This window comes from Flaviflexus sp., assembly GCF_052087705.1.
In the GTDB taxonomy this organism is placed as follows: Bacteria; Actinomycetota; Actinomycetes; order Actinomycetales; family Actinomycetaceae; genus Flaviflexus; species Flaviflexus ciconiae.
In genome coordinates this window covers 77,382-98,622 of record NZ_JBQCYC010000006.1, presented here as the reverse complement: position 1 = coordinate 98,622, position 21,241 = coordinate 77,382, and the positions used below count along the sequence as shown (strand labels likewise).

The 21,241-nt window shown below is 62.1% G+C and carries 20 protein-coding genes; 9 read left to right on the top strand and 11 right to left on the bottom strand.

Annotated features, from left to right (window positions below):
• The 4 genes from ACTHUY_RS04870 to ACTHUY_RS04855 form a co-directional block, all read left to right on the top strand.
• On the top strand, window positions 1–260 hold a 260-nt coding region (locus tag ACTHUY_RS04870; protein ID WP_441677892.1), incomplete at its 5' end, for a hypothetical protein.
• Complete coding sequence (locus tag ACTHUY_RS04865) at window positions 257–1,750, top strand: aminopeptidase P family protein (protein ID WP_441654429.1); 1,494 nt, start codon at window positions 257–259, stop codon at window positions 1,748–1,750. The genes ACTHUY_RS04870 and ACTHUY_RS04865, both read left to right, overlap by 4 nt.
• Before the next feature lie 3 nt (window positions 1,751–1,753).
• Complete coding sequence (locus ACTHUY_RS04860) at window positions 1,754–3,019, top strand: magnesium transporter MgtE N-terminal domain-containing protein (protein WP_126703693.1); 1,266 nt, start codon at window positions 1,754–1,756, stop codon at window positions 3,017–3,019.
• Window positions 3,012–3,578: a DUF1003 domain-containing protein gene (locus tag ACTHUY_RS04855; RefSeq protein WP_126703694.1), complete on the top strand. Its 567-nt coding sequence runs from the start codon at window positions 3,012–3,014 to the stop codon at window positions 3,576–3,578. The genes ACTHUY_RS04860 and ACTHUY_RS04855 overlap by 8 nt, the downstream gene beginning before the upstream one ends.
• 165 nt (window positions 3,579–3,743) lie before the next feature.
• Here ACTHUY_RS04855 and ACTHUY_RS04850 read toward each other — a convergent pair whose 3' ends face one another.
• Complete coding sequence (locus tag ACTHUY_RS04850) at window positions 3,744–5,741, bottom strand: acyltransferase family protein (protein ID WP_441677890.1); 1,998 nt, start codon at window positions 5,739–5,741, stop codon at window positions 3,744–3,746.
• A 157-nt stretch (window positions 5,742–5,898) separates the two neighbouring features.
• Here ACTHUY_RS04850 and ACTHUY_RS04845 point away from each other — a divergent pair, with 157 nt between their 5' ends.
• Window positions 5,899–7,029 (top strand): Mrp/NBP35 family ATP-binding protein, encoded by a 1,131-nt coding sequence (locus ACTHUY_RS04845; protein WP_441654431.1) that lies wholly within the window; start codon window positions 5,899–5,901, stop codon window positions 7,027–7,029.
• A gap of 303 nt (window positions 7,030–7,332) precedes the next feature.
• Here ACTHUY_RS04845 and ACTHUY_RS04840 read toward each other — a convergent pair whose 3' ends face one another.
• Window positions 7,333–7,818 (bottom strand): twin-arginine translocase TatA/TatE family subunit, encoded by a 486-nt coding sequence (locus ACTHUY_RS04840; protein ID WP_441654432.1) that lies wholly within the window; start codon window positions 7,816–7,818, stop codon window positions 7,333–7,335.
• A gap of 139 nt (window positions 7,819–7,957) precedes the next feature.
• On the opposite strand from ACTHUY_RS04840, the gene ACTHUY_RS04835 reads away from it, so the two are divergent.
• Both ACTHUY_RS04835 and ACTHUY_RS04830 read left to right on the top strand, forming a co-directional pair.
• Window positions 7,958–8,689 (top strand): O-methyltransferase, encoded by a 732-nt coding sequence (locus ACTHUY_RS04835; RefSeq protein ID WP_441654433.1) that lies wholly within the window; start codon window positions 7,958–7,960, stop codon window positions 8,687–8,689.
• 152 nt (window positions 8,690–8,841) lie between these two features.
• Window positions 8,842–9,348 carry a GNAT family N-acetyltransferase gene (locus ACTHUY_RS04830; RefSeq protein ID WP_441677888.1) on the top strand — a complete coding sequence of 169 codons (507 nt, stop codon included), beginning with the start codon at window positions 8,842–8,844 and terminating at the stop codon, window positions 9,346–9,348.
• A gap of 85 nt (window positions 9,349–9,433) precedes the next feature.
• Here ACTHUY_RS04830 and ACTHUY_RS04825 read toward each other — a convergent pair whose 3' ends face one another.
• From ACTHUY_RS04825 to ACTHUY_RS04815, 3 genes are all read right to left on the bottom strand, one after another.
• Window positions 9,434–9,601 carry a DUF3117 domain-containing protein gene (locus tag ACTHUY_RS04825; RefSeq protein ID WP_126703697.1) on the bottom strand — a complete coding sequence of 56 codons (168 nt, stop codon included), beginning with the start codon at window positions 9,599–9,601 and terminating at the stop codon, window positions 9,434–9,436.
• A gap of 67 nt (window positions 9,602–9,668) precedes the next feature.
• Entirely contained in the window at window positions 9,669–10,445 is a 777-nt protein-coding gene (locus tag ACTHUY_RS04820; protein ID WP_441654437.1) for a TIGR00730 family Rossman fold protein, read from the bottom strand.
• Between the two features lie 137 nt (window positions 10,446–10,582).
• The gene (locus ACTHUY_RS04815) at window positions 10,583–12,103 is read right to left on the bottom strand and encodes an NAD(P)H-quinone dehydrogenase (protein WP_441654438.1); all 1,521 of its coding nucleotides are present in this window, start codon (window positions 12,101–12,103) and stop codon (window positions 10,583–10,585) included.
• An 86-nt stretch (window positions 12,104–12,189) separates the two neighbouring features.
• Between ACTHUY_RS04815 and ACTHUY_RS04810 the strand changes: the two genes are divergently transcribed.
• Complete coding sequence (locus ACTHUY_RS04810; protein ID WP_441654439.1) at window positions 12,190–12,999, top strand: purine-nucleoside phosphorylase; 810 nt, start codon at window positions 12,190–12,192, stop codon at window positions 12,997–12,999.
• Entirely contained in the window at window positions 12,999–14,663 is a 1,665-nt protein-coding gene (locus tag ACTHUY_RS04805) for a phospho-sugar mutase (RefSeq protein ID WP_441675099.1), read from the top strand. The genes ACTHUY_RS04810 and ACTHUY_RS04805 overlap by 1 nt, the downstream gene beginning before the upstream one ends.
• A gap of 165 nt (window positions 14,664–14,828) precedes the next feature.
• On the opposite strand, the gene ACTHUY_RS04800 is transcribed toward ACTHUY_RS04805, so the two are convergent.
• The 6 genes from ACTHUY_RS04800 to ACTHUY_RS04775 are packed head-to-tail and all read right to left on the bottom strand — an operon-like array spanning window position 14,829 to window position 21,177.
• Entirely contained in the window at window positions 14,829–15,521 is a 693-nt protein-coding gene (locus ACTHUY_RS04800) for a hypothetical protein (RefSeq protein ID WP_441654440.1), read from the bottom strand.
• A gap of 3 nt (window positions 15,522–15,524) precedes the next feature.
• Window positions 15,525–16,805: a thymidine phosphorylase gene (locus ACTHUY_RS04795; RefSeq protein WP_441654441.1), complete on the bottom strand. Its 1,281-nt coding sequence runs from the start codon at window positions 16,803–16,805 to the stop codon at window positions 15,525–15,527.
• The gene (locus ACTHUY_RS04790) at window positions 16,798–17,205 is read right to left on the bottom strand and encodes a cytidine deaminase (RefSeq protein ID WP_441654442.1); all 408 of its coding nucleotides are present in this window, start codon (window positions 17,203–17,205) and stop codon (window positions 16,798–16,800) included. The genes ACTHUY_RS04795 and ACTHUY_RS04790 overlap by 8 nt, the downstream gene beginning before the upstream one ends.
• On the bottom strand, window positions 17,202–18,494 hold the full coding sequence (locus tag ACTHUY_RS04785; RefSeq protein ID WP_441654443.1) for an ABC transporter permease: 1,293 nt from the start codon (window positions 18,492–18,494) through the stop codon (window positions 17,202–17,204). Before ACTHUY_RS04785 ends, ACTHUY_RS04790 begins: the two co-directional genes overlap by 4 nt.
• Window positions 18,491–19,651 (bottom strand): ABC transporter permease, encoded by a 1,161-nt coding sequence (locus tag ACTHUY_RS04780; RefSeq protein ID WP_441654444.1) that lies wholly within the window; start codon window positions 19,649–19,651, stop codon window positions 18,491–18,493. Before ACTHUY_RS04780 ends, ACTHUY_RS04785 begins: the two co-directional genes overlap by 4 nt.
• Window positions 19,648–21,177 (bottom strand): ABC transporter ATP-binding protein, encoded by a 1,530-nt coding sequence (locus ACTHUY_RS04775; protein ID WP_441677886.1) that lies wholly within the window; start codon window positions 21,175–21,177, stop codon window positions 19,648–19,650. Before ACTHUY_RS04775 ends, ACTHUY_RS04780 begins: the two co-directional genes overlap by 4 nt.
• Between the last annotated feature and the right edge of the window lie 64 nt (window positions 21,178–21,241).

The following is a 21,241-nucleotide window of genomic DNA, read 5'->3' as shown; positions in this document are numbered from 1 at the left end:
GTTCAAGCGTGTCGCTTGGTCTTCGGGCTATCACAGGTCTTGCGCTGTCCTTCACGGCTCGGTCCTTTATCGCTCCGTCCGTTATCACTCCGTCCGTTATGGCTCCGTCCGTTATCACTCCGTCCGTTATGGCTCCGTCCGTTATGGCTCCGTCCTACGTTGCCTCGTCATTCCTCGTGCACGGTATGGGGTCGGTTCGGCGTATGGCGGACTGGCTGGAATCGATACGGCATGAAAGGGGTGACAGAATGGAGGCATGACTGAAGAGACAGAAGACCGCGGTTCGAACCGCTCGCAGAGGCCCGACAATCGTGAATTCCGACAGTTCATTGGTGAGGACTGGGGTGAGCGTCCCGCAGCCCCGCCCCGGTCGGATGTTGCCGACTACACGGCCGTCCGCAGGAAGAAGCTAGCCGAGCAATTTCCGGGTCAGCGGCTTGTGATTCCCGCCGGAGAGCTTCGGGTCCGTTCGAATGACACGGACTACAGGTTCCGTGCCCACTCAGCTTTTGCTCACCTGACCGGCCTCGGTGGCGAACTGGAGCCCAATGCCGTTCTCGTTCTCCACCCGGTCGAGGGCGGCGCGGAAACGCACGAAGCTGTTCTCTACTTCCATCCCCGGTCCCCTCGTAGCTCCGAGGAATTCTGGGCCGATTCCCGCTACGGCGAATTCTGGGTCGGTGCCCGCCCGTCCCTGGAAGAAATGACAACAATGACGGGCATCCGTTCCGAGCACATCGAGTCGCTCCCCGATGCTCTGGACAAGGACCTGGGTCAGGTGCAGCTCGCTGCCATCACCCAGGCAGACACGAAGATCGATGCGCAGGTGACCGAGCTCCGTCAGCGCGAGTCCCTCACCGGTGGCGAAGCACTCGACTCGAAGCTTCTCGAAGCAGCCAGCGAGATCCGCCTCCGCAAGGATGAGTGGGAGGTGGCCGAAATCCAGAAGGCCATCGACGTCACCCACTCGGGCTTCGATGAAATCATCGCGAACCTGCCGCGCGCCGTTGAGCACTGGCGCGGTGAGCGCGTCGTCGAAGGTGCTTTTGCTCAGCGAGCACGCGAAGAAGGCAACGGGGTCGGCTACGACACGATCGCGGCTGCCGGTAACCACGCAAATACTCTGCACTGGATCGTCAACGACGGCCGGGTGAAGGACGGCGAACTCATCCTGGTTGACGCTGGTGCCGAGGTTGATTCCCTCTACACCGCCGATATCACCCGCACCCTGCCGGTGAACGGCACGTTCACCCCGGAGCAGGCCAAGGTTTACGAGGCTGTTCTCGAGGCGTGCGAGGCTTCGCTTGCGAAGGCCAACGAGAAGGGCGTGAAGTTCCGGGAGATCCACCAGGCTTCCATGGAGGTCATTGCCCGCTACCTCGAAGAGTGGGGCTGCCTGCCCGGTACTGCCGAGGAGTCGCTTGCTCCCGACGGCCAGTTCCACAGGCGGTGGATGCCGCACGGTACCTCCCACCACCTGGGACTCGACGTTCACGACTGTGCCCAGGCTCGCCGGGAAATGTACTTGGATGCGGTTTTGGAGCCCGGCATGGTGTTCACCATTGAGCCCGGCCTGTACTTCCGCGAGGACGATCTGAAGATCCCCGCGTGGCTTCGCGGAATCGGGGTGCGGATCGAGGACGATATTCTCGTGACCGAGACCGGTGCCCGTCGCCTGTCGGAAGATATTCCCCGCACCACCCAAGGTGTGGAAGCCTGGATGAAGTCGATCCTGGACAAGAGGAGCTAGCCTATGCAGCGTCGAAGCCGTGTTTTCGTTGGTCGCCTAGCAGGAACCGAAGTTTTCGATCCCATCGGCGACAAGGTCGGCAAAGTCCACGACGTTGTCGTGCTCTTCCGTCTTGTGGGAGCCCCACTCGCCGTTGGCCTCGTCATCGAGGTCACCGGGCGAAAACGCGTCTTCCTGCCGTTGTCCCGCGTCACGTCAATCGCCAACGGACAGGTCATCACGACCGGGCTCGTGAACATCAGGAAGTTCGCACAACGGTCCACCGAGACCCTTGCACTGTCCGAGATTCTCGACCGCAGGGTCTCCTTCAAGGACGGCTCCGGCGACGCCACCGTCATTGACCTATCGATCGAGGAGCAGCGCCGGGCCGACTGGCGGGTCTCCGAAGTCTACGTAAAAACGGACAAGAACGGCCCTCACGGCGGAGAATCCCTGATCGTCGGGGTCGGGGACCTCAACGGTCTTGCCACCGGCAAGGAAGGCCAGGCGGCCACCGCGCTCCTGGCACGCGTCGCCACCCTGAAGCCCGCAGACGTTGCCGACGTGATCCGGGACCTGCCCGGGGAGCGCCGCATGGCGGTGGCATCGGGACTGAACGATGAACGGCTTGCCGAGGTACTGTCCGAGCTGGGCGACGATGAACGAGTGGAGATCATGTCCGATCTCGACATCGAACGTGCCGCCGACGTCCTGGACGTCATGCAGCCCGACGACGCGGCCGACCTCGTGGCAGACCTGCCAGCAAACCACGCGGCTTTGCTGCTGGAACGCATGGACCCCGAAGAAGCCGACGACGTTCGCAGGCTACTCACCTACGACGAGAGAACGGCCGGTGGTCTCATGACAACCGAACCGATCATTCTCTCCCCCGAGGCCACCGTCGCTCAGGCACTCGCCTCCGCGCGACGTAAAGACGTAACCCCGGCTCTTGCCGCCACGGTCTTTGTTGCTCGTCCCCCGCTGGAAACACCCACGGGCAGATTCATCGGGGTTGTTCACCTGCAACGCGCCCTACGGGAACCTCCCTCGACCCTCGTCGGTCGGATCGTGGACTCGGATCTTGAGCCGCTTTTGCCGGAAGACACCATCGGAACGGTTGCCAGGCGCCTGGCTACCTACAACCTGACCGCGCTTCCGGTCGTTGACGAGTCCAGGCTGCTGCTCGGGGCCGTCTCAATTGATGACGTTCTCGACCATCTCCTCCCCGACGACTGGAGGACCAGCCCCGATGACGAATCCGACATGAGAGTGGGTGAATCGAATGCCTGACCACTTCAGCGAACCACTCGATGCTCGCAGTAGAAAAGCCCGCAGGATCAAAGCGAACAGGGACACGGACCGGTTCGGGCAGGTTTCCGAAGCCATTGCCCGGTTCACCGGCACCCCGCGGTTCCTTGCCTACCTGACAGTCTTTGTCTCTGTCTGGCTCGCCTGGAACACGTGGGGCCCGGAAGCCCTCCGGTTCGACTCCGCTGCCCTCGGCTTCACGGCACTCACCCTCATGCTGTCCCTCCAGGCGTCCTACTCGTCCCCTCTCATCCTCCTCGCCCAAAACAGGCAGGACGATCGAAACAAGGTCGCGGCCGAGCAGGACAGGCAACGTGCGGAACGCAACCTGGCGGACACCGAGTACCTGGCCCGTGAAATTGCGGGGATGCGGATGACTCTCGGCGACATGGCAACCCGTGACTTCGTTCGTTCCGAGCTACGCGACATGATCGACGAGCTCGACCGCGAGCGCACCGACCGTCTCAAGGAACGCGAGGAACGCATCAAGCAACTCCAGGAAGAGATCGAGGAGCTACGTGGCGAACGCGGTGAAGAGTAACCGAACACGAGGAATCACTTGATGATTCTCAGTGTGAGGAGCCCCGGCCCAAACGGCCGGGGCTCCTCACTTCATGCCTCCGTCAGCAGACCGGAGCTCTTTGCTTCATGCCTCCGTCAACTGGACGGAATCATGCCGGTAGCTGGAATGGTGCCGGCCGCGGTTTTACGACGCGTTCGGGTCGAGGGTTCTTCGGACGGTTGCGGCGAATATATCTGCACCCGCTGGTCCCGGATGTGTGGAATCCCCTGCGAGCAGTTCGGGGTGTTCCTCGATCGCGTCGTGCCAGTCGGCAACCCTGATGCGGTCGGGGTGCTTGCGTGCGCACTTGTGGATTGCCTCGTTTGCTTCGGGGATCCAGCTGGCGCGTGCCGGGCCAAATCCGGTGACGAGCACAAGGGTGCGGTCCGGCCCAATTGCTTCAAGCAACCTAGTGATGTCCGATTCGTGGATTGTTCCGTTGGTTGCCAGGGACACAACGACGTAGTCTCCGAGCGTGCCGTTCACCGCGTATTTGGAAATGATATCGGTGGCGACCTGGATGCTACGTGACTCGGCAGCATCCACGGTCACGCCCGGCATCTGCTCCTGTAGCTTGTACGCGGAGGCGAGGGTAACAGAATCACCGATGATGGTGACGCGGTCCCAACTGGCGGGGGTGCCCTCGTATTCCGGGGTTGGATCAAGCGTCGGTTCAACGGGAGCTTCGGTCGGTTCCTCGGGGGCGCTGGGAGCGGGTTCGCCGGGATCGTCGGTGGGAGTGCCGGGCTCATCACCGGGTGCCTCACCGGTCGGATCCACACTTGGGTCCGTGCCCTCGTTACTGTCACCGGTCTGATTGCCCGGTCGCGGGGCGTGGTCGCCAGCATCCGGTGGCGGTATTGGCTGGGTATTCTTGCCTGCCTCGACGGCGGCCTGGCCGGATGAAACCGGCGGGGCGATAGCGATGCCGGTGACGGCGAAGCTGACGACAAGGAGGGGCACACCAACGGCAGTGATGGCCCGGGCCGGGTTGAAGCCCGCAACCCTGTTGCGGACGTGGATCAGCCAGCCTTTCACTCCCATGGTGCGCACCGGGTTCTCCACGAAACGGTAGGAGAGGTCCGCGCAGATGATGGAGAGAGTCGCGATGATGATCGCGGCAACATAGGGGTTGAGGAACGGGAACTGGTAGTACCCGAGAACGTAGAGGGGCCAGTGCCACAGGTAGATACCGTAGGAGCGGACACCGAGCCACGTGAGCACCTTGGAACCCAGAACCTTCTGAAGCGCGTAGGCGGGGCCGGACTTGACGTCCGGGAGCATGGTTCGGATAACGAGGAGAGCCAGCACGGAGGCTCCGACCATCCCCCACGGGTACATGGGACCCGAGTCGGGAAGAAAAAGGCCGCCAAGAATGATGGCGATGATGGCGAACCAGCCGGCTCCTGCCCACGCGCGGGACAAGGGGTTGCGCTGGGGCTCATCCCGTCCGATGACAACGTGCTGGAGGGCGAATGCGAGGCCCGCTCCCAGCATCAGTCCCCACAGGTGAGTGTCGGTTCCCATGTAGGCCCGCGTCGGATTGTCCGTGGCGAGAAGCCCATGCAGATAGATCGAGAAAGAGCCGATGAGGAGGGCGGCACCCACCCGCCATCTCGTCCCCAGGAACGCGAGGCCGGCCACGACGAGTGGCCACACAACATAGAACTGCTGCTCGACCGCAAGCGACCACATGTTGGTGAGCAGAAGCGGGCTCGCTTCCTCAAAATAGGAGGAGTCATGAGCGATCTCAACCCAGTTGTAGGTGGCGGTGAGCGAACCGACGACTTGGCGTCCAAGCGCTACGAGGGCATCCCCACCGACAAAGAAGGCCAGGGCCGCGGAACCGAGGGTTGCGACCAGCACGGCCGGGAAGAGCCGCCTGAACCTGCGTGCCCAGAAGTCACCGAGGCGGATGCTGCCGTGACGCAGTGTGGAGACGAGAAGCAGGCTGGTGATGAGAAAACCGGAGAGCACGAAGAAAACATCGACACCCACATACCCAAGGGGCGCCCTGCCGGGGATGAGGTGGTAGACGAGGACGAGCCCGGCGGCAATGGCCCGCAAGCCATCCAGTCCGGGGATGCGCCGCATCGAATAGTGTGGCCGTTTTGACACCGGCGCCGTAATCATCGTGTTCATTTCACTATCGAATTTACGCCCGTCCTTCCTAACTGCCAACCGCTCACTATACGTTTAGGAAAACTGTGACGATCTCGTGACTCTCCCGAAACGTGAGCCTGCATACCTCCCACGTATCACCCTGGAATACTTACGGGTCCATCGTTAGAATAAAGCCATGACAGTACCAAGCGAGGAGGCAGTACGGGAAGCCCTCGGCACCGTGCTTGATCCTGAAATTCGTCGTCCAATCACCGATCTCGACATGGTGCGTTCTGTCGACATCGACAATGGCAATGTTGCCGTCGGCATCGATCTCACCACGCAGGGATGTCCGTTGCGTGACACGATCTCGTCTGACATCGAAGAGGCAGTCGGCAAGGTCGAAGGAACCCAGGCCGTGACCGTTGACTTCGGCGTTATGTCCGATGAGCAGCGCAAGGCCCTGCAAACTAAGCTTCGCGGCGGAGCTCCCGAGGCGGTTATCCCGTTCTCGCAGCCCGGCTCGCTGACTCGCGTCTACGCAATCACGTCCGGTAAGGGTGGCGTCGGCAAGTCGTCAATGACCGCTAACCTCGCCGTTGCCCTCGCCAAGCAGGGACTGCGTGTGGGCGTTGTTGACGCCGACATTTACGGACACTCGATCCCCGCCATGCTCGGCGTAACCCAGCCCCCGACCCGCGTGGAAGACATGATCATGCCGCCCGTTTCACAGGGCATCAAGGTCATCTCCATTGGCATGTTCACCCAGGGCAACACCCCCGTCGTGTGGCGCGGACCCATGATGCACAGGGCGCTCCAGCAGTTCCTTGCCGACGTCTACTGGGGCGACCTTGACGCCCTTCTCCTCGACCTTCCCCCGGGCACCGGCGACGTCGCCATCTCGGTCGCGCAGCTTCTGCCGAACTCCGAGATTGTCGTTGTCACCACCCCGCAGCTCGCAGCCTCGCAGGTTGCTGAGCGTGCTGGCGCAATGGCGGCGCAGACCAACCAGAAGGTCATCGGCGTTATCGAGAACATGTCCCACCTTGAGCTCCCGGACGGAACAAAGATGGACCTGTTTGGTTCCGGCGGTGGCGAAAAGGTTGCCGCCGAGCTCACGAAGATCCTTGGCTACGAGATCCCTGTCCTCGCACAGATCCCCCTCGAGCAGGAACTCCGCGAGCAGGGCGACAATGGCACCCCGCTGGCCGGTACCGACTCCGAGTCCCCCGCATCGACCGCGATTCACGGCATTGCGGACAAGCTCGCGCACCGTGCACGCGGCCTGGCAGGTCGCTCCCTCGGACTCAGCCCGATCAACAACTGATCGCGCGCCGATCAGCCTGATCAATCCGTGACGCTGTGGGCCTCCCAAATGGGGGGCCCACACTCATGTCTGCATTATTCTCAGGAACTCATGTCCGCAAGAGCACGAGGGAAAGCCGACTTGCGAAGCGCGGCGGCCTGAGCAATGATGACCGGCCTATCGAACAGCGCGCGGCAACTCTTATCCGCTAAGCCACTGATGTAGCGGGCGCCCGTTCACAATAATCGGATTATTCTAGACGGGATCATTCCAGCCGGTTTGTCGCCGAATCCGTGTCCCGACGTGGCCTCCCGTGGCCCAGAATCAGGTTGCCTGATCGTCGAACGGAACCGTATCCCGGACGGCGGTTGCAGTCCCAGCGGCGGTGCCGCTGGCAGCGGACGTAGCCGGCGCCGTTGCGGCGGGAGAGGTCGTTGCGGTTGCTGTTGCTGTGCCAGCCGCAGCCGTTCCAGCGGCGGCGGCCGTTGCGGTCGCCGCGGCGGCTGTGGGAACCGAACGAGGTGTTGAGACTGGACGGGAGGTTCGGGAGGGAACACGTGCCGGAGGCTCGTCCTTGAGCGCTTCCTTGACGATCCTGCGCGGATCGTACTGGCGCGGGTCGAGATTCTTGAGCTCCTCAAAGTCGGGCCCGAGTTCTTCCTTGACCCTGGCTTTCGCACCGGTGGCGATGTTCTTGACCTCGCGAATGAGGCGGCCGAGCTGCGCTGCGAGCTCCGGGAGCTTCTCGGGACCAACAATAATGACAAGAATGAGCGCAAGGACGATGAACTCAGTCGTGTTGATTCCCATGCCGACCATCATACCCGGCCTTCACATTTCGGACATGGTACTGAGGGACTAGACGAGAAGCGTTCTGGACCACATTTCCCGCCAAATATCCTTGGAAATCCCGAACTGACAGAAATTCTTGTGACAGGTTAGTGGCTGGATGAGCATGCTCTGTCCCGAATGGTCAACGGCACGGCTTGAAACAGCGGAACGTGCCGGTTTCATGGGTAAGATGGTCCGCAGATACAAGGAGGACCACATGTCGAGTGACAAGGCCCAGCTGTGGGCGTTCGCCGAAGAGCAGACAACCGAGGACGAACTTCTCGCGGGGGCTCGGGCCGCCGCCGATGATCTTGGCATCGCGGCAACGAGTCCGGCCACGGGGGCGCTCCTCCGCCTCCTCGTTTCCACGTCCCGCGCACAGACCGCGGTGGAAGTGGGCACCGGCGCGGGAGCCTCCGGCCTCTACCTGCTCCAGGGCAATCCCACCCTCACTCTGACAACAATCGACGTCGAGAGCGAAGCACAGCGGTGTGCACGCGAGCTCTTTGCCCGCGCCGGAATCCGAGCATCCCGCGCCCGCCTGATCAAGGGCCGTTCCGCGGACATCCTCCCCCGCCTTGCAGATCGGTCCTACGACATGGTGCTCGTCGACGGGTCCGCCGAAGAGGCACCGGGCGATGTTGAGGAAGCCCTCCGTATCCTCCGTCCCGGCGGTCTCCTGATCGTGGCTCGTGCCCTTCTTGATGGTCGGGTCGCCGATCCCGCTCGCCGCGAACCGGACACCGTGGCGTTGCGCGGCCTCGTCCGCGACGTTCTCGAGCGCAGCCCCATGTCCTCTATCGTCCCGATCGGAGCGGGCCTGTTGCTCGCTCAGACGCGGAGCGAATAAGCCCACCCGCGGCAGGAGCTCCCCCACTTAAGTTTGGCGCTCCCCGACTCGCGGAAGTTCCCGTTTTTGGCAGCACCGGCTCCATGTCATAGCGACAGTGGCTCCTCGAGTCCAATCACGGTAGCTCCACTCGTTGAAGCGGGAGGGATCCCATGGTGACGTTTCGCAGACTTGCCGATACCGAGGAGGACCTGCTCGAGACCTTTCTCTATCTCGCTATTCATCAGGAAGATCCCACAAATCCGGTGTCTCGGTCGGTTCTTGAGCTTCCGGAGCTTGCTACATATATCAGTAACTGGGGTCGGCGCAGTGACCACTGCCTCGTTGCCGAGGTCGGCGGCGTCGTCATCGGGGCCGCCTGGTGCAGGATCTACGCCGGCCAGGTAACCGGCTATGGCTTCGTGGATGATCAAACCCCCGAGCTCACCATGTCTCTTCTGCCCGAATATCGGGGACTGGGTATAGGAAGTGAGCTGCTGGGACGGCTTTTGGAGTTGTTGCAAGAAAAGGGCTTCGAGCGGGCTTCCCTGTCCTGCCAAGTATCAAATCCTGCTTATCGTCTCTACCAACGAATGGGTTTCGAGACCCTCCGCCTTGGCGACGGGGATGCGGTCATGGTCATTGAACTCGAAAAATCACAGCGAACCGGATCAAACTGAGGTGGGTCCGGGCCGGGAAACACGAGTAGGACATAGGAAATCCCGGGCCTCAGCGTTAGCCAAGACCCGGGATGTGAAGCTGGTTCTAGCTCACTACTGCATTGAGTGCCGCACCAAGCTCTGCTGCTTCATCAGCGTTTAGCTCGATGACAAGGCGTCCACCGCCATCAACAGGAATTCTCATGACGATTCCGCGGCCTTCCTTTGCCACTTCAATCGGTCCATCACCCGAGCGGGGTTTCTGCGCTGCCATGGTTTATCTCCTTAACTAAAGGTCGTCTCTAGTTTACGGCATCACGGCCCGGAGAGGGAGAAGTATGTCACGTACCGTTCGGTCTATTGCCGTCTTCGTCCTTGCCGTTGACCTTGTCAGCCACCGCGCTAATACCCTTGAGGATAGCTTCGAGGGCCTCCTCGGCCGTATCAACGACGGTAATGAGATCCATGTCTTCCGGGGAGATCATGCCTTCCGCGACCTGCTTGTCCTTGATCCAGTCAACGAGGCCTCCCCAGTATCCGGAATCGACAAGGACGACGGGGAACGACATGACCTTGCGGGTCTGAACGAGAGTGAGGGCCTCGAAGAGCTCATCGAGGGTGCCGAAACCGCCGGGAAGAACGATGAAGCCCAGCGAGTACTTCACGAACATCATCTTGCGGATAAAGAAGTACCGGAAGTTGATGCCAAGATCGACGTAGTCGTTCATGCCCTGCTCGAACGGAAGCTCAATGCCAAGGCCAACGGAAATGCCCTTCGCGTCGACCGCGCCCTTGTTCGCGGCTTCCATGATTCCCGGCCCTCCGCCGGTGATGACCGAGAAGTCATGCTCAACCAATTTGGCGGCGATGTCGGTGGCGAGCTGGTAGTTGGCGTTCTCGGGCTTGGTCCGCGCGGAACCGAAGATCGACACGGCCGGGCCGAGGTCAGCCAACGCACCAAATCCTTCGACGAACTCCGCCTGGATTCTCATCACGCGCCACGGGTCAGCATGGAGCCAGTCGGAATCCTGGTTGGGTGCAAGCAGCCTCGCATCCGTTGTCGACTTCGGGATCTGGTCGCCCCGCAGGAGCACGGGGCCGCGTCGATATGACTTCATATCATGTCCTTTCGTTCTTCGCCCACAGTACCGAATCGCTCGGTGAGCACCGCTTCGCTATCTCGCCGGATGACCAGATTGATCGCAGGAATGAACCAAGTCGGCGGATTCACCCGCGATTTCCAGCGTTACAGCCGCTAGGCCTGGTCGGCAAAGAGTTCCCGGATGTGCTGAGCATCAACCGAGTGTCGGAGCTGCCGTGCCGCTTCGGTAATCGAGCCGGACAGGGACGGATACACCGTAAAGACGGAAGCCATGTCGTCGGCTGTCATACGGGAGGTGACCGCGAGCGCAATCGGCAAAATGTATTCGGAGGCCGCCGGGGCCACGACGACACCGCCAATAACGATGCGAGTTGAACTGTCAGCAATGAGCTTGATGAAGCCGTCGTTCATCCCCTGCATCTTCGCCCGCGGGTTCCGCATGAGAGGAACGATCGTCATGACGGCGTCGAGGCCTTCGTCGACATGCTTCTGGGTGACACCCACGGTCGCGATCTCGGGTGCCGTGAAGATGTTCGCGGCGACCTTCGACACGTCGAGAGGCTCGACGTAGTCGCCCAGCGAATGGTTCATGGCGATCCGCCCCTGCATGGCTGCCACGGAGGCCAGCGGATAGGAACCGGTGACATCACCGGCGGCGTAGACGCGGAAGGCGGTTGTGCGGGACACCTTGTCGACAAGGATGTGGCCGGATTCTTTGAGGGTCACTCCGGCTTCTTCAAGGCCAATGCCTGACGTGTTCGGGATGGAGCCCACCGCCATGAGGCAGTGCGAGGCCTCGATCTCCCGACCATCGGACAGCGTGACAATAACGCCGTCTTCGGTACGGCGCACCGACTGGGCGCGGCTCGTGTTGAGGATGGTCATGCCGCGGCGGGCGAAGACATTCTCAATGACCTGGGCGGCGTGCGGGTCCTCGTTGGGGAGGACCCGGTCACGAGACGACACGAGGGTGACTTGCACGCCGATCCCCATGTAGGCACCGGCGAACTCCGCACCCGTAACACCGGATCCGACCACGACCAGGTGCTCAGGCAGTTCCGTCATGTTGTACATCTGGGTCCAGTTGAGGATCCGCTCCCCGTCCGGCTTCGCGTCGGGCAGCTCCCGCGGGGTCGCACCGGTGGCAACCAGAACCATTTCCGCTTCGAGAGTCTGCTCGGTTCCGTCCGCAAGCTTCGCCAAGACCAGCCGACACCCGTTATCGCCGATCCCGGTGAGGATCGTACCGTTACCGTTCAGTATTGTGACCCCTTCACCCGACAGGCGTTCGTGAATGTCGTCGGATTGGCGGGTGGCAAGGTCTCGGATTCGGGCGTTGATTGCCGGGAAGCTCACGGTCCACGGCTCGTCCGAGGCAACAATGCCGAGTTCGTCGGCAGATTCGACGTTGTGCAACCATTCGGCGGACGCAATGAGGGTCTTGGAGGGCACCACGTCGGTGAGGACGGCGCTGCCTCCCATGCCTTTGTCTTCGATGATGGTGACGCGTGCACCGAGCTGGGTGGCGGTCAGGGCGGCCTCGTAGCCGCCCGGTCCACCCCCGATGATGACGACGCGGGATCCTTCGCGGACCCGGGACGCTCCTGGGATCTTAGATTTCGGTGCGCCCGACGCGGTCGGACCTGTCAGCCTGGGATCAGTTACGTTCTCCACGTGAACATTGTGTCAAAGAACGCACGCTGTGGGGCACTCTTCAGAATGGGTCATGCAAATCGGTCACAAGAATGTACCGTAGTGCTATGACCACACAGGACCCCTACACGCTCGCTTCGAGCGCGGCCGAATACATTGCAGCCGCCGCTGGAATCGAAGCTATCGACATTGCCCTTGTCCTCGGATCCGGATGGAAGGGCGCGGAAGACCTCCTCGGTGACGCCGTTGTCACCCTCCCGGCCGAAGACGTTCCCGGTTTTACTGCCTCCGCTGTTGTGGGGCATGGCGGGACCCTCACCGTACGCAAGCTTGCCTCGGGCGCCCACGCACTGATTTTGGGCGCCCGCACGCACCTCTACGAGGGACTTGGCGTCGCGGCCGTCGCCCACGGTGTACGCACCTCCGCGAAGCTCGGAGCGAAGGCCCTGATCTTGACCAACGGATGTGGCTCCACCGTTCCCGAATGGGGACCGGGCACCGCGGTCCTCTTGAAGGACCACCTCAACCTCACCGGCACCTCCCCCATTGTCGGCGCAAACTTTGTGGACCTGACGGACGCCTACAGTCCCCGGCTCAGGGAGATCGCCCACCGGGTTGATCCGAACCTGCCCGAGGGTGTCTACGCACAGTTCCCCGGCCCTCACTACGAGACCCCGGCCGAGGTCAAGATGGCGCGCCTGCTCGGCGCCGATCTCGTCGGCATGTCCACCACTCTCGAAACGATTGCGGCCCGCGAAGCCCGTCTTGAGGTTCTCGGGATCTCGCTGGTCACAAACCAGGCCGCGGGCTTTGCTCCCGCCCCGCTGTCCCACGAGGAAGTTCTCCAGGCAGGCGCCGAGGCCGGACCTCGCCTCGCTACCCTGCTTGCCGACATCGTTAAGGAAATGAGCGCATGATGATCGATATCGACTCCTGGATCGCCCACGACCCCGATCCCAAAACCCGGGCCGAGCTCACCCAGCTCAAGGAACAGGCCGCCAACGGTGACGCCGGCGCTCAGGCCGAACTGGATGATCGCTTCTCCGGCCCCCTCGAATTCGGCACCGCGGGCCTGCGGGGCGAGATGGCGGGGGGACCCCACCGCATGAACCGTGCGGTGGTTCGCAAGGCCGCCGCCGGTCTCGTCGACTTCCTCCAGGAAGAAGTGGGCCGCGACGCTCTCCTCGTTATCGGCTACGATGCTCGCCACAACTCGAAGGACTTCGCGCTCGACACCGCCGCCGTTGCCACGGCCGCGGGTGCCCGCGCCATGATCTACCCGCACCACGTTCCCACACCCCTGCTGGCGTGGGCCGTCCGCCACCTGAACGCCGATGCTGGCGTCATGGTCACCGCCTCCCACAACCCGCCCAGGGACAACGGCTACAAGGTGTACCTCGGTGGCCGAGCAGTGTCCGGGGGTGCTCAGGGCGTTCAGATCGTCCCACCCTACGACGCGAAAATCGCCGAGAAGATCGCAGCCACCTCCGATGCTGACGAGATCCCCCTGGCCACGACGGGGTGGACGGAGATCGGCGAGGACGTTATCGAGGCTTACCTCGAGCGCGCCGCCTCGCTGGTCCCCCACCAGAACTTCTCGGACCTCAAGATCGTGCTGACTTCCATGCACGGCGTTGGTGGCGAGACGATGAAGGAAGTTCTGGCCCGCGCGGGCTTCACGAACGTCACCGAGGTTGCGGAGCAGGCCCAGCCCGATCCGGGCTTCCCCACCGTGGCCTTCCCCAACCCGGAAGAGCCCGGAGCTCTCGATCTTGCACTCAGCAAGGCAGCATCCCTCAAGGCTGATCTCGTGATCGCAAACGACCCGGACGCCGATCGATGCTCGGCGGCGATCCCCACCCCGAACGGATGGCGGCAGCTCAACGGTGACGAGATCGGTTCCCTTCTCGGTGACCAGATCGCAAAGATCGGTGCCATCACCGGCGGCACCCTCGCCTCCTCAATCGTTTCCTCGCGTCTTCTCAAGGAGATCGCGGGCCGTCACGGCCTCACCCACGTCTCCACCCTCACGGGCTTCAAGTGGATTGCACGCGTTCCCCAGCTAATTTTCGGCTACGAGGAAGCGATCGGCTTCTGTGTCGACCCGGACGGTGTACGCGACAAGGACGGCATCACCGCCGGCCTTCTCCTGGCACACGTGGCCGCTCAGCTCCGCTCGAAGAACAAGACGATCGGCGAGCAGCTCGACCACCTGGCGGAAACCCACGGCGTCTACCTCACGGCACCGGTAACGATCCGCGTGGACGACCTGTCGCTTATGCCGGCCACGATGGCGCACCTGAGGGCCAATCCGCCCACCCAACTCGCTGGCTCCCCCGTGACAAGCGTCGAGGACCTTTCGGAGGGCTCGCAGGCCCTCCCACCGACCGACGCAATCGTGATCCTCAACGAGTTGGGCGACCGCGCGGTCGTCCGTCCCTCGGGCACCGAGCCGAAGGTCAAGTGCTATCTCGAGGTTATCGAGCCCGTCACACAGAGCCTCGACTCCTCCCGAGCAGCCGCCTCCTCACGCATGGCCCAACTCCAGGCGGACATGAGCAAGGCCCTCACCCTGCCGTAAGGGCTGGCAAGACGAGCTAAACACATGACCCGGCCAATCTGGCCGGGTCATCTGTCTGCTTAGCTAAGTTCTCATGACGGCTACCGAACTCACGTTCAGCGTGGGTCAACCTTGATCTGGTGTGTTACTTCTACCGGAAGCCAGGGTTGCCTTCAGGCGTTTCGCTTACTCCGTGCCGGTAGGCTCGGGCAGGACCGCCCACACGACGTGCGTCCAGTTGCCGAGGGCACGGTGCTTGGTTTTGCGGTTGAGAAGATCCTCGAAAGGCACGTCGTAGAGCATGCCGGAGGACGGCTCGTAGATCCTCATGTTGCTCGTGCGGGTCTGCTTTGCTGGCGGCACCGCGAGAACCACGTGGCGCGGGATTGCGGTATCCAGGCCCAGCCGGGAGTTGCCACCCGTGTACAGCGGGACGGGGATGCCCGCAGCGTTCGCATTCCAGACGGACTGGAGGATGGCACGACCCTGCTCCGTGCTGTCGTCGAGCGCGTGCTCCTTGTAGGTGACGCCGGGGAATCGGGCTTCCCGTGCCAATGTCCACGGAGGGCTTCCGAAACGCTTCGGCCAGTCAATGGGACCCACCGCATCCTTCGTGATCCGCTCGTGGATCTCCAGCTGGTAGGAACGAATCCGGTCCGGGTCTTCTTCCAGGGTGCGTGCGAGTGCCGGGTCTCCCGTTGCTTCCAGCATGAGGAGAACCGCGGCACCGCACGTCGTTTCATTGACCTGGGTGACCAGTGTGGAGCCCAGGACCACGGGAACCGGGTCGATCGGATCAGCAGGCGGGTGCGGGCTCATCCGAGTGTGGATCGGCCGCTGGAGTTTAGCGACGATCCTGCCCACATGAAGCCCGGCCATGGATCAGCCGATCCTATCGAGCAGCACGGACTCCCGGGTCGGAGCAACGGTACTGATCTTGATGCCACCCTCGAGGGCCTCGCGTGCCTTCTCGAAACGCGGCTCATCGTCCGTGTGGAAGGTAAGGATCGGATCGCCAGTCTTGACGGCTTCGCCGAGATGGGCGTGGATCGTGATGCCGGCGCCGGCCTGCACCTGGTCCTCCTTGCGGGCACGGCCCGCGCCGAGCTTCCAGGAGGCCACCCCAACCTTGAGAGCGTCGAGTTCGGAAATGACACCGTCGGATTCGGCAACCACCGTTTCCGTGTGCTTGGAGGTGGGGAGCTCAGCATCCGGGTCGCCGTGCTGTGCCCGAATGAGCTCCTTCCAGGAATCCATTGCCTTGCCGTTCTCCAGGTTCTCGGACGGGTCGGTATCGATGCCGGTGGCGAGAAGCATTTCGCGAGCGAGTGCCACGGTCAGCTCCACGACATCATCGGGGCCGCCGCCTGCCAGTACCTCGACGGACTCCTCCACCTCGAGGGCGTTGCCGATCTTCCGTCCCAGCGGGACGGACATGTCGGTCAGGAGAGCCACCGTGTGGGTGCCCGCGGCCTTGCCGATCCGCACCATCGTGCGAGCCAGTTCGCGGGCCTGCTCAAGGTCCTTCATGAAGGCACCGGAGCCGACCTTGACGTCAAGAATGAGGGAGTCGGTTCCTTCTGCGATCTTCTTTGACATGATCGACGACGCAATAAGCGGGATGGCTTCGACTGTGGAGGTGATGTCGCGCAGGGCGTAGAGCTTCTTATCGGCCGGTGCAAGCCCGCTTCCCGCGGCGCAGATCACTGCGCCAACGGTGTCGAGCTGGCGAAGGATCTCGTCGTTCGTCAGGTTCGCCCGCCATCCGGGGATGGCTTCGAGCTTGTCGAGGGTGCCTCCGGTGTGGCCGAGGCCGCGGCCGGAGAGCTGCGGGACGGCTACGCCGTACGAAGCGACGAGCGGTGCAAGCGGCAGGGTGATCTTGTCTCCCACTCCCCCGGTCGAGTGCTTGTCGGTCGTGGGTTTGGACAGCGAGGAGAAGTCCATGGTTTCACCCGAGTTGATCATCGCCTGGGTCCAGGTGGAGATCTCATCTTGGTTCATGCCGTTGAGGAAGATCGCCATGGCAAGTGCCGACATCTGCTCCTCTGCAACAACGCCGCGGGTGTAGGCGTCGATCACCCAGTTGATCTGGTCCGTGGAGAGGACCTCGCGGTCCCGCTTCGTCCGGATAATGTCGACGGCGTCGAATGCTTCAGTCATTCGTTTTCCTCTCTACCTTGTCGAGGTCGTTTGGCCCAAAGCCGTAGGGCAAGACCTCTGATAGGGGCATAATGCCCCGGGGCAGGTTAACCTCGGTGTCCGGGGTGCCGTGCTCCCAGAGGAGCTGTCGGCAGCGTCCGCACGGGATCGTGAGATCACCATTGCCGTTCACGCACAGAAAGGCGGTGATCTTACCGCCGCCCTCGCGCACGAGGTCGGAGACCATTCCGCATTCGGCGCAGAGGGTCACCCCATATCCGGCGTTCTCGACGTTACATCCGGAGAAGATGCGTCCGTCGGTGGACAGGCATGCGGCTCCTACCGGGAACCCGGAATAGGGCACGTAGGCCATGTTCATGGCGTCGATAGCGGCCTGACGCAGGGGGTTCCAATCCGTCATGACTTGATGTACGGAATGTTCTCTGCGGCGGGTGCACGCGACTTACCGACGAAGCCGGCGACCGCGAGGATCGTGACAATGTACGGGATCATGGCGAGCAGGTTCGGGTCGATCGGGTTCGTGGCGACGAGCGGCAGGAAGTCGACGATCGCGGAAGCGAAACCGAACATGAGAGCCGCTCCCATGGCGCCGATCGGATGCCACTTGCCAAGGATCATGGCGGCAAGGGCAATGTAGCCGTTGCCGGCCGACATGTTCTCCGTGAACACGGCGTTCGCGTCAATCGTGAAGGCGGCGCCACCGAGACCGGCGAGCGACGATCCGAGGATCGTGTTGAGCGTCCTCGTGCGGTTGACGTTAATGCCCACCGTGTCCGCTGCCTTCGGGTGCTCACCAACGGACCTCATGCGCAGGCCCCAGCGGGACCGGAATAGCATCATGGTGAGGAAGATGAGGAGGAAGTAGAGGAAGTACACGATGATCGTGTGGCGGAAGAAGACGGGTCCGATGAACGGAATGTCTGCCAGCAACGGGATCTCGTAGACGGGAAGCGAGTACGAGATCGAGTTCCACTCCGGCGTATCCTTCACAACCGTTCCGAGAAGGAAGGACGTAATGCCGAGGCAGAGCACGTTCAGGACGACGCCAACAATGATCTGGTCCACGGCGTACTTCACGGAGAAGATCGCGAGGAGAAGTCCGACAAATGCTCCGGCAAGCGGTGCTCCGAGCAGGCCCCACCAGGAGCTTCCGAACATGGAAGCGAAGACAATGCCGGTGAAGGCACCGACGAGGAGCTGGCCCTCAATCGCAATGTTGACAACACCAACGCGCTCACACACAACGCCCGCCATCGATCCGTAGATCAACGGTACCGCTGCGGTGATCGTGGCGGCGAACAGGCCGGCGATCGTGATGAATCTGCCTGATCCGCCACCGGAGAAGGTGAGGAAGCCAATAATCAGGGGCAGGAGGACAAGCAGGCCCAGCCACAGCGGCTGCTTCTTTCGCTGGACGGCACGAACAACCGAGTAGATTGTTGCCGCGGCCACGATTCCCGTAAGAATCCAGCAGGTCTGTCCCGCGTACACAAGCAGGTTTCCGCTGTCCCTCGAGGGGCGGATGTCTTTCCACACGAACTCGGCAACGCCGTGAGCGTTCATGGCGAAATAGACGCCCAGCAGTGTCGCGAGGACATAGAGGATCGGGAGCTTCCAGGAGATGGGAGCCTGAACGCTATGTTCATTTTCCGCGGGCAGTGCCTCTTGGCGGTCGACGTCGATAGTCACTTTGCCTCCTGCTGAAGAGTAATGAACTCGCGGTAGCCGACGCCGTCAGGCTTCGGGAAACGGAAAAACCAGCGGATCAGCGGAGGAGCTGCGATCAGCAGGACAATAACGGACTGAAGGATCAGGATCATGTCGACGGGAACACCCGCGCCCTGCATGCGGGGCGAGCCCGCCTTAAACGCACCGAAGAGCAGACCGGCGCCGAAGATACCCACGGGCTTGTTGCGACCAAGGAGAGCCACGGTGATGGCGTCAAAGCCGATCGAACCCGCCGCGCCCTGCGTGAGGCTACCGAGGGTGCCGAGGACCTGGTTCGCACCCGCCAAGCCACAAAGGGCCGCGGAGGTAAACATGGTCATCGTGATGACCTTCGCGGTCGACATGCCGGCAGTTTCGGAGGCGTGGGCGTTCGCACCAACGGCGCGCAGCTCGAAGCCGAACTTCGAACGCTCCAGAAGCCACCAGACGAACCACGTTGCCAGGATCGCGAGGATAATGCCCGCGTGGAGCGAGAAGTCGCCCGGCAGAATCATCGGCAGGCGTGACTCATCGGCAACCGCCTGCGACTTCGGCTGGTTGTTGTTCGGGCCCTGGAACACGTCCTGGTTCAAGACGTAGAGCAGGAGGAAACCGGCGATCGAGTTCAGCATGATCGTCACGATCACCTCGTTCGCGCCCGTTTTTGCCTTGAGCAGACCAACGAAGCCACCCCAGATGCCGGCGACGATAACCGCGCCAACGAGAGCGACGAGAAGGTGGGCGCCGTAGGGCAGGTCCAGGGTGAAGCCCAGGTAGGTGGCGGCAATAGCGCCCAGAATGATCTGGCCCTGACCACCGATGTTGAACAGGCCGGCCCGGAAGCCCAGGCCCAGGCCGAGGCCCGCGAGGATCAGCGGCGCGGCGTCCATAAACGTGTTGGTCAGGGGCCGGATCTGCCTGGCAAAGGTGTCCTGATCGGGGTCGAAGATCGAGCCCTTGAACAGCCTCCAGTACGTGTCGATAATCGACGCATCGGCGATCCAGATAAAGAACGCACCGACAATAAAGGCAATGATGACCGCGACAACCGAAATGATCCAGTTGGAACGGACGGCTACGTGAAGAGCCGCTCTCACCTTGAGCGACAGGGGCGTCGACGTGTCTGTCGATGTGCTCACCGGTCCTCCTTCTGCATGGCTTCCTCCATGGGAACTCCGGCCATCATGAGGCCGAGGACAGCGTTGGGCGTGTGTGCGGGAACGATGCCGACGACCCGGCCTCGGTACATGACCGCGATGCGGTCGGACAGGGACTGAATCTCGTCCAGCTCCGAGGAGATGAGAACAACGGCGGTTCCGGTGTCTCGTTCCTGGACGATGCGGTTGTGAATGAACTCGATGGAGCCAACATCGACGCCGCGGGTCGGCTGGGATGCGACAAGAAGCGTGAGCTTGCGCGACATTTCGCGCGCCACGATGACCTTCTGCTGGTTACCGCCCGACAGTGTCGTGATCGGGTCGGAAACGTTCGTCAGTCGAATATCAAACTCGTCGCGGAGCGTCTCCGCGTTCTCGTGGATTTCCTTGAGCTTCAGAGATGGGCCGCGGGAGAACCGTTCGGAACGGTACTGGTTGAGGACCAGGTTCTCGGCAACCGAGAAAGGCTGGACCATTCCGTCCCTCATGCGGTCCTCCGGGATGTACCCCAGTCCCGCGTCGACCCGCTTGCGGACGGGGTGCTTCACGATCGATTTACCGTCGAGCAGGATGTCGCCCCTCGTGGGGGCACGCAGCCCGAGGAGGATCTCGGCGAGCTCGGTTTGACCGTTGCCTTGAACGCCTGCGATGCCGAGGATTTCGCCCTTCTGGATGTCGAGATTGACGCGGTCAACCACTGTCACGAGGTCATCGTTGACGTACGACAGGTTCTTGACCGAAACAACGTTGGGAGCCGGCTCGGGCTCGGTCTTGTCCACCTTGAGCATGACGGAGCGGCCCACCATCATGTTCGCCAGCTCTGCCTCGGAGGAATCGGGAGATGCTTCGCCAACAACCTTGCCACGGCGAATCACCGTGATCTTGTCGGCCACGGCGCGGACCTCGCGAAGCTTGTGGGTGATGAAAACGATTGACGTGCCGGCTGCCGCGAGTTCCTTCATGATCTCCATGAGCTCATCGGTTTCGGCGGGTGTGAGCACGGCGGTAGGCTCATCGAGGATCAGGATCTGGGCCTTGCGGGACAGAGCCTTGACGATTTCAACGCGCTGCTGGGCACCAACAGGCAGATCCTCGATCTTGGCTTTCGGGTCAAGGTCGAAGCCGAAGCGCTTCGATACGTCCTTGACGATCTGGTGGGCTTCCTTCGTCTTGATGAGCCCAATGCCGGGGACGGTTGGTTCGTAGCCGAGTGCGACGGACTCGGCAACGGTAAACACGGGGACGAGCATGAAGTGCTGGTGGACCATGCCAATGCCGGCCGCGACGGCGTCACCCGGGCCTTTAAAGGTCACGGGCTTCCCGTCGATACGGATCTCCCCTTCATCGGGGTCGTACAGCCCGTACAAAACGTTCATAAGAGTCGACTTGCCCGCACCATTCTCTCCGAGGAGCGCATGGATCTGTCCAGGTTCAACGACAAGGTCGATATGGTCATTGGCGATAAGGGATCCAAACTTCTTTGTGATCCCGACAAGCTCAAGCTTCACCTTGGCTGTTGCCTTTCTCTGTGTTCCAGCGGCCGATTGATGATAACGGATTTGCTGGACGTGG

What these genes read in the sequence shown, in the direction of transcription:
- ACTHUY_RS04865 (WP_441654429.1), top strand. Translation starts at nt 257, where the DNA reads ATGACTGAAGAGACAGAAGACCGCGGTTCGAACCGCTCGCAGAGGCCC.
- ACTHUY_RS04860 (WP_126703693.1), top strand. Translation starts at nt 1,754, where the DNA reads ATGCAGCGTCGAAGCCGTGTTTTCGTTGGTCGCCTAGCAGGAACCGAA.
- ACTHUY_RS04855 (WP_126703694.1), top strand. Translation starts at nt 3,012, where the DNA reads ATGCCTGACCACTTCAGCGAACCACTCGATGCTCGCAGTAGAAAAGCC.
- ACTHUY_RS04850 (WP_441677890.1), bottom strand. Translation starts at nt 5,741, where the DNA reads ATGAACACGATGATTACGGCGCCGGTGTCAAAACGGCCACACTATTCG.
- ACTHUY_RS04845 (WP_441654431.1), top strand. Translation starts at nt 5,899, where the DNA reads ATGACAGTACCAAGCGAGGAGGCAGTACGGGAAGCCCTCGGCACCGTG.
- ACTHUY_RS04840 (WP_441654432.1), bottom strand. Translation starts at nt 7,818, where the DNA reads ATGGGAATCAACACGACTGAGTTCATCGTCCTTGCGCTCATTCTTGTC.
- ACTHUY_RS04835 (WP_441654433.1), top strand. Translation starts at nt 7,958, where the DNA reads ATGAGCATGCTCTGTCCCGAATGGTCAACGGCACGGCTTGAAACAGCG.
- ACTHUY_RS04830 (WP_441677888.1), top strand. Translation starts at nt 8,842, where the DNA reads ATGGTGACGTTTCGCAGACTTGCCGATACCGAGGAGGACCTGCTCGAG.
- ACTHUY_RS04825 (WP_126703697.1), bottom strand. Translation starts at nt 9,601, where the DNA reads ATGGCAGCGCAGAAACCCCGCTCGGGTGATGGACCGATTGAAGTGGCA.
- ACTHUY_RS04820 (WP_441654437.1), bottom strand. Translation starts at nt 10,445, where the DNA reads ATGAAGTCATATCGACGCGGCCCCGTGCTCCTGCGGGGCGACCAGATC.
- ACTHUY_RS04810 (WP_441654439.1), top strand. Translation starts at nt 12,190, where the DNA reads ATGACCACACAGGACCCCTACACGCTCGCTTCGAGCGCGGCCGAATAC.
- ACTHUY_RS04805 (WP_441675099.1), top strand. Translation starts at nt 12,999, where the DNA reads ATGATCGATATCGACTCCTGGATCGCCCACGACCCCGATCCCAAAACC.
- ACTHUY_RS04800 (WP_441654440.1), bottom strand. Translation starts at nt 15,521, where the DNA reads ATGGCCGGGCTTCATGTGGGCAGGATCGTCGCTAAACTCCAGCGGCCG.
- ACTHUY_RS04795 (WP_441654441.1), bottom strand. Translation starts at nt 16,805, where the DNA reads ATGACTGAAGCATTCGACGCCGTCGACATTATCCGGACGAAGCGGGAC.
- ACTHUY_RS04790 (WP_441654442.1), bottom strand. Translation starts at nt 17,205, where the DNA reads ATGACGGATTGGAACCCCCTGCGTCAGGCCGCTATCGACGCCATGAAC.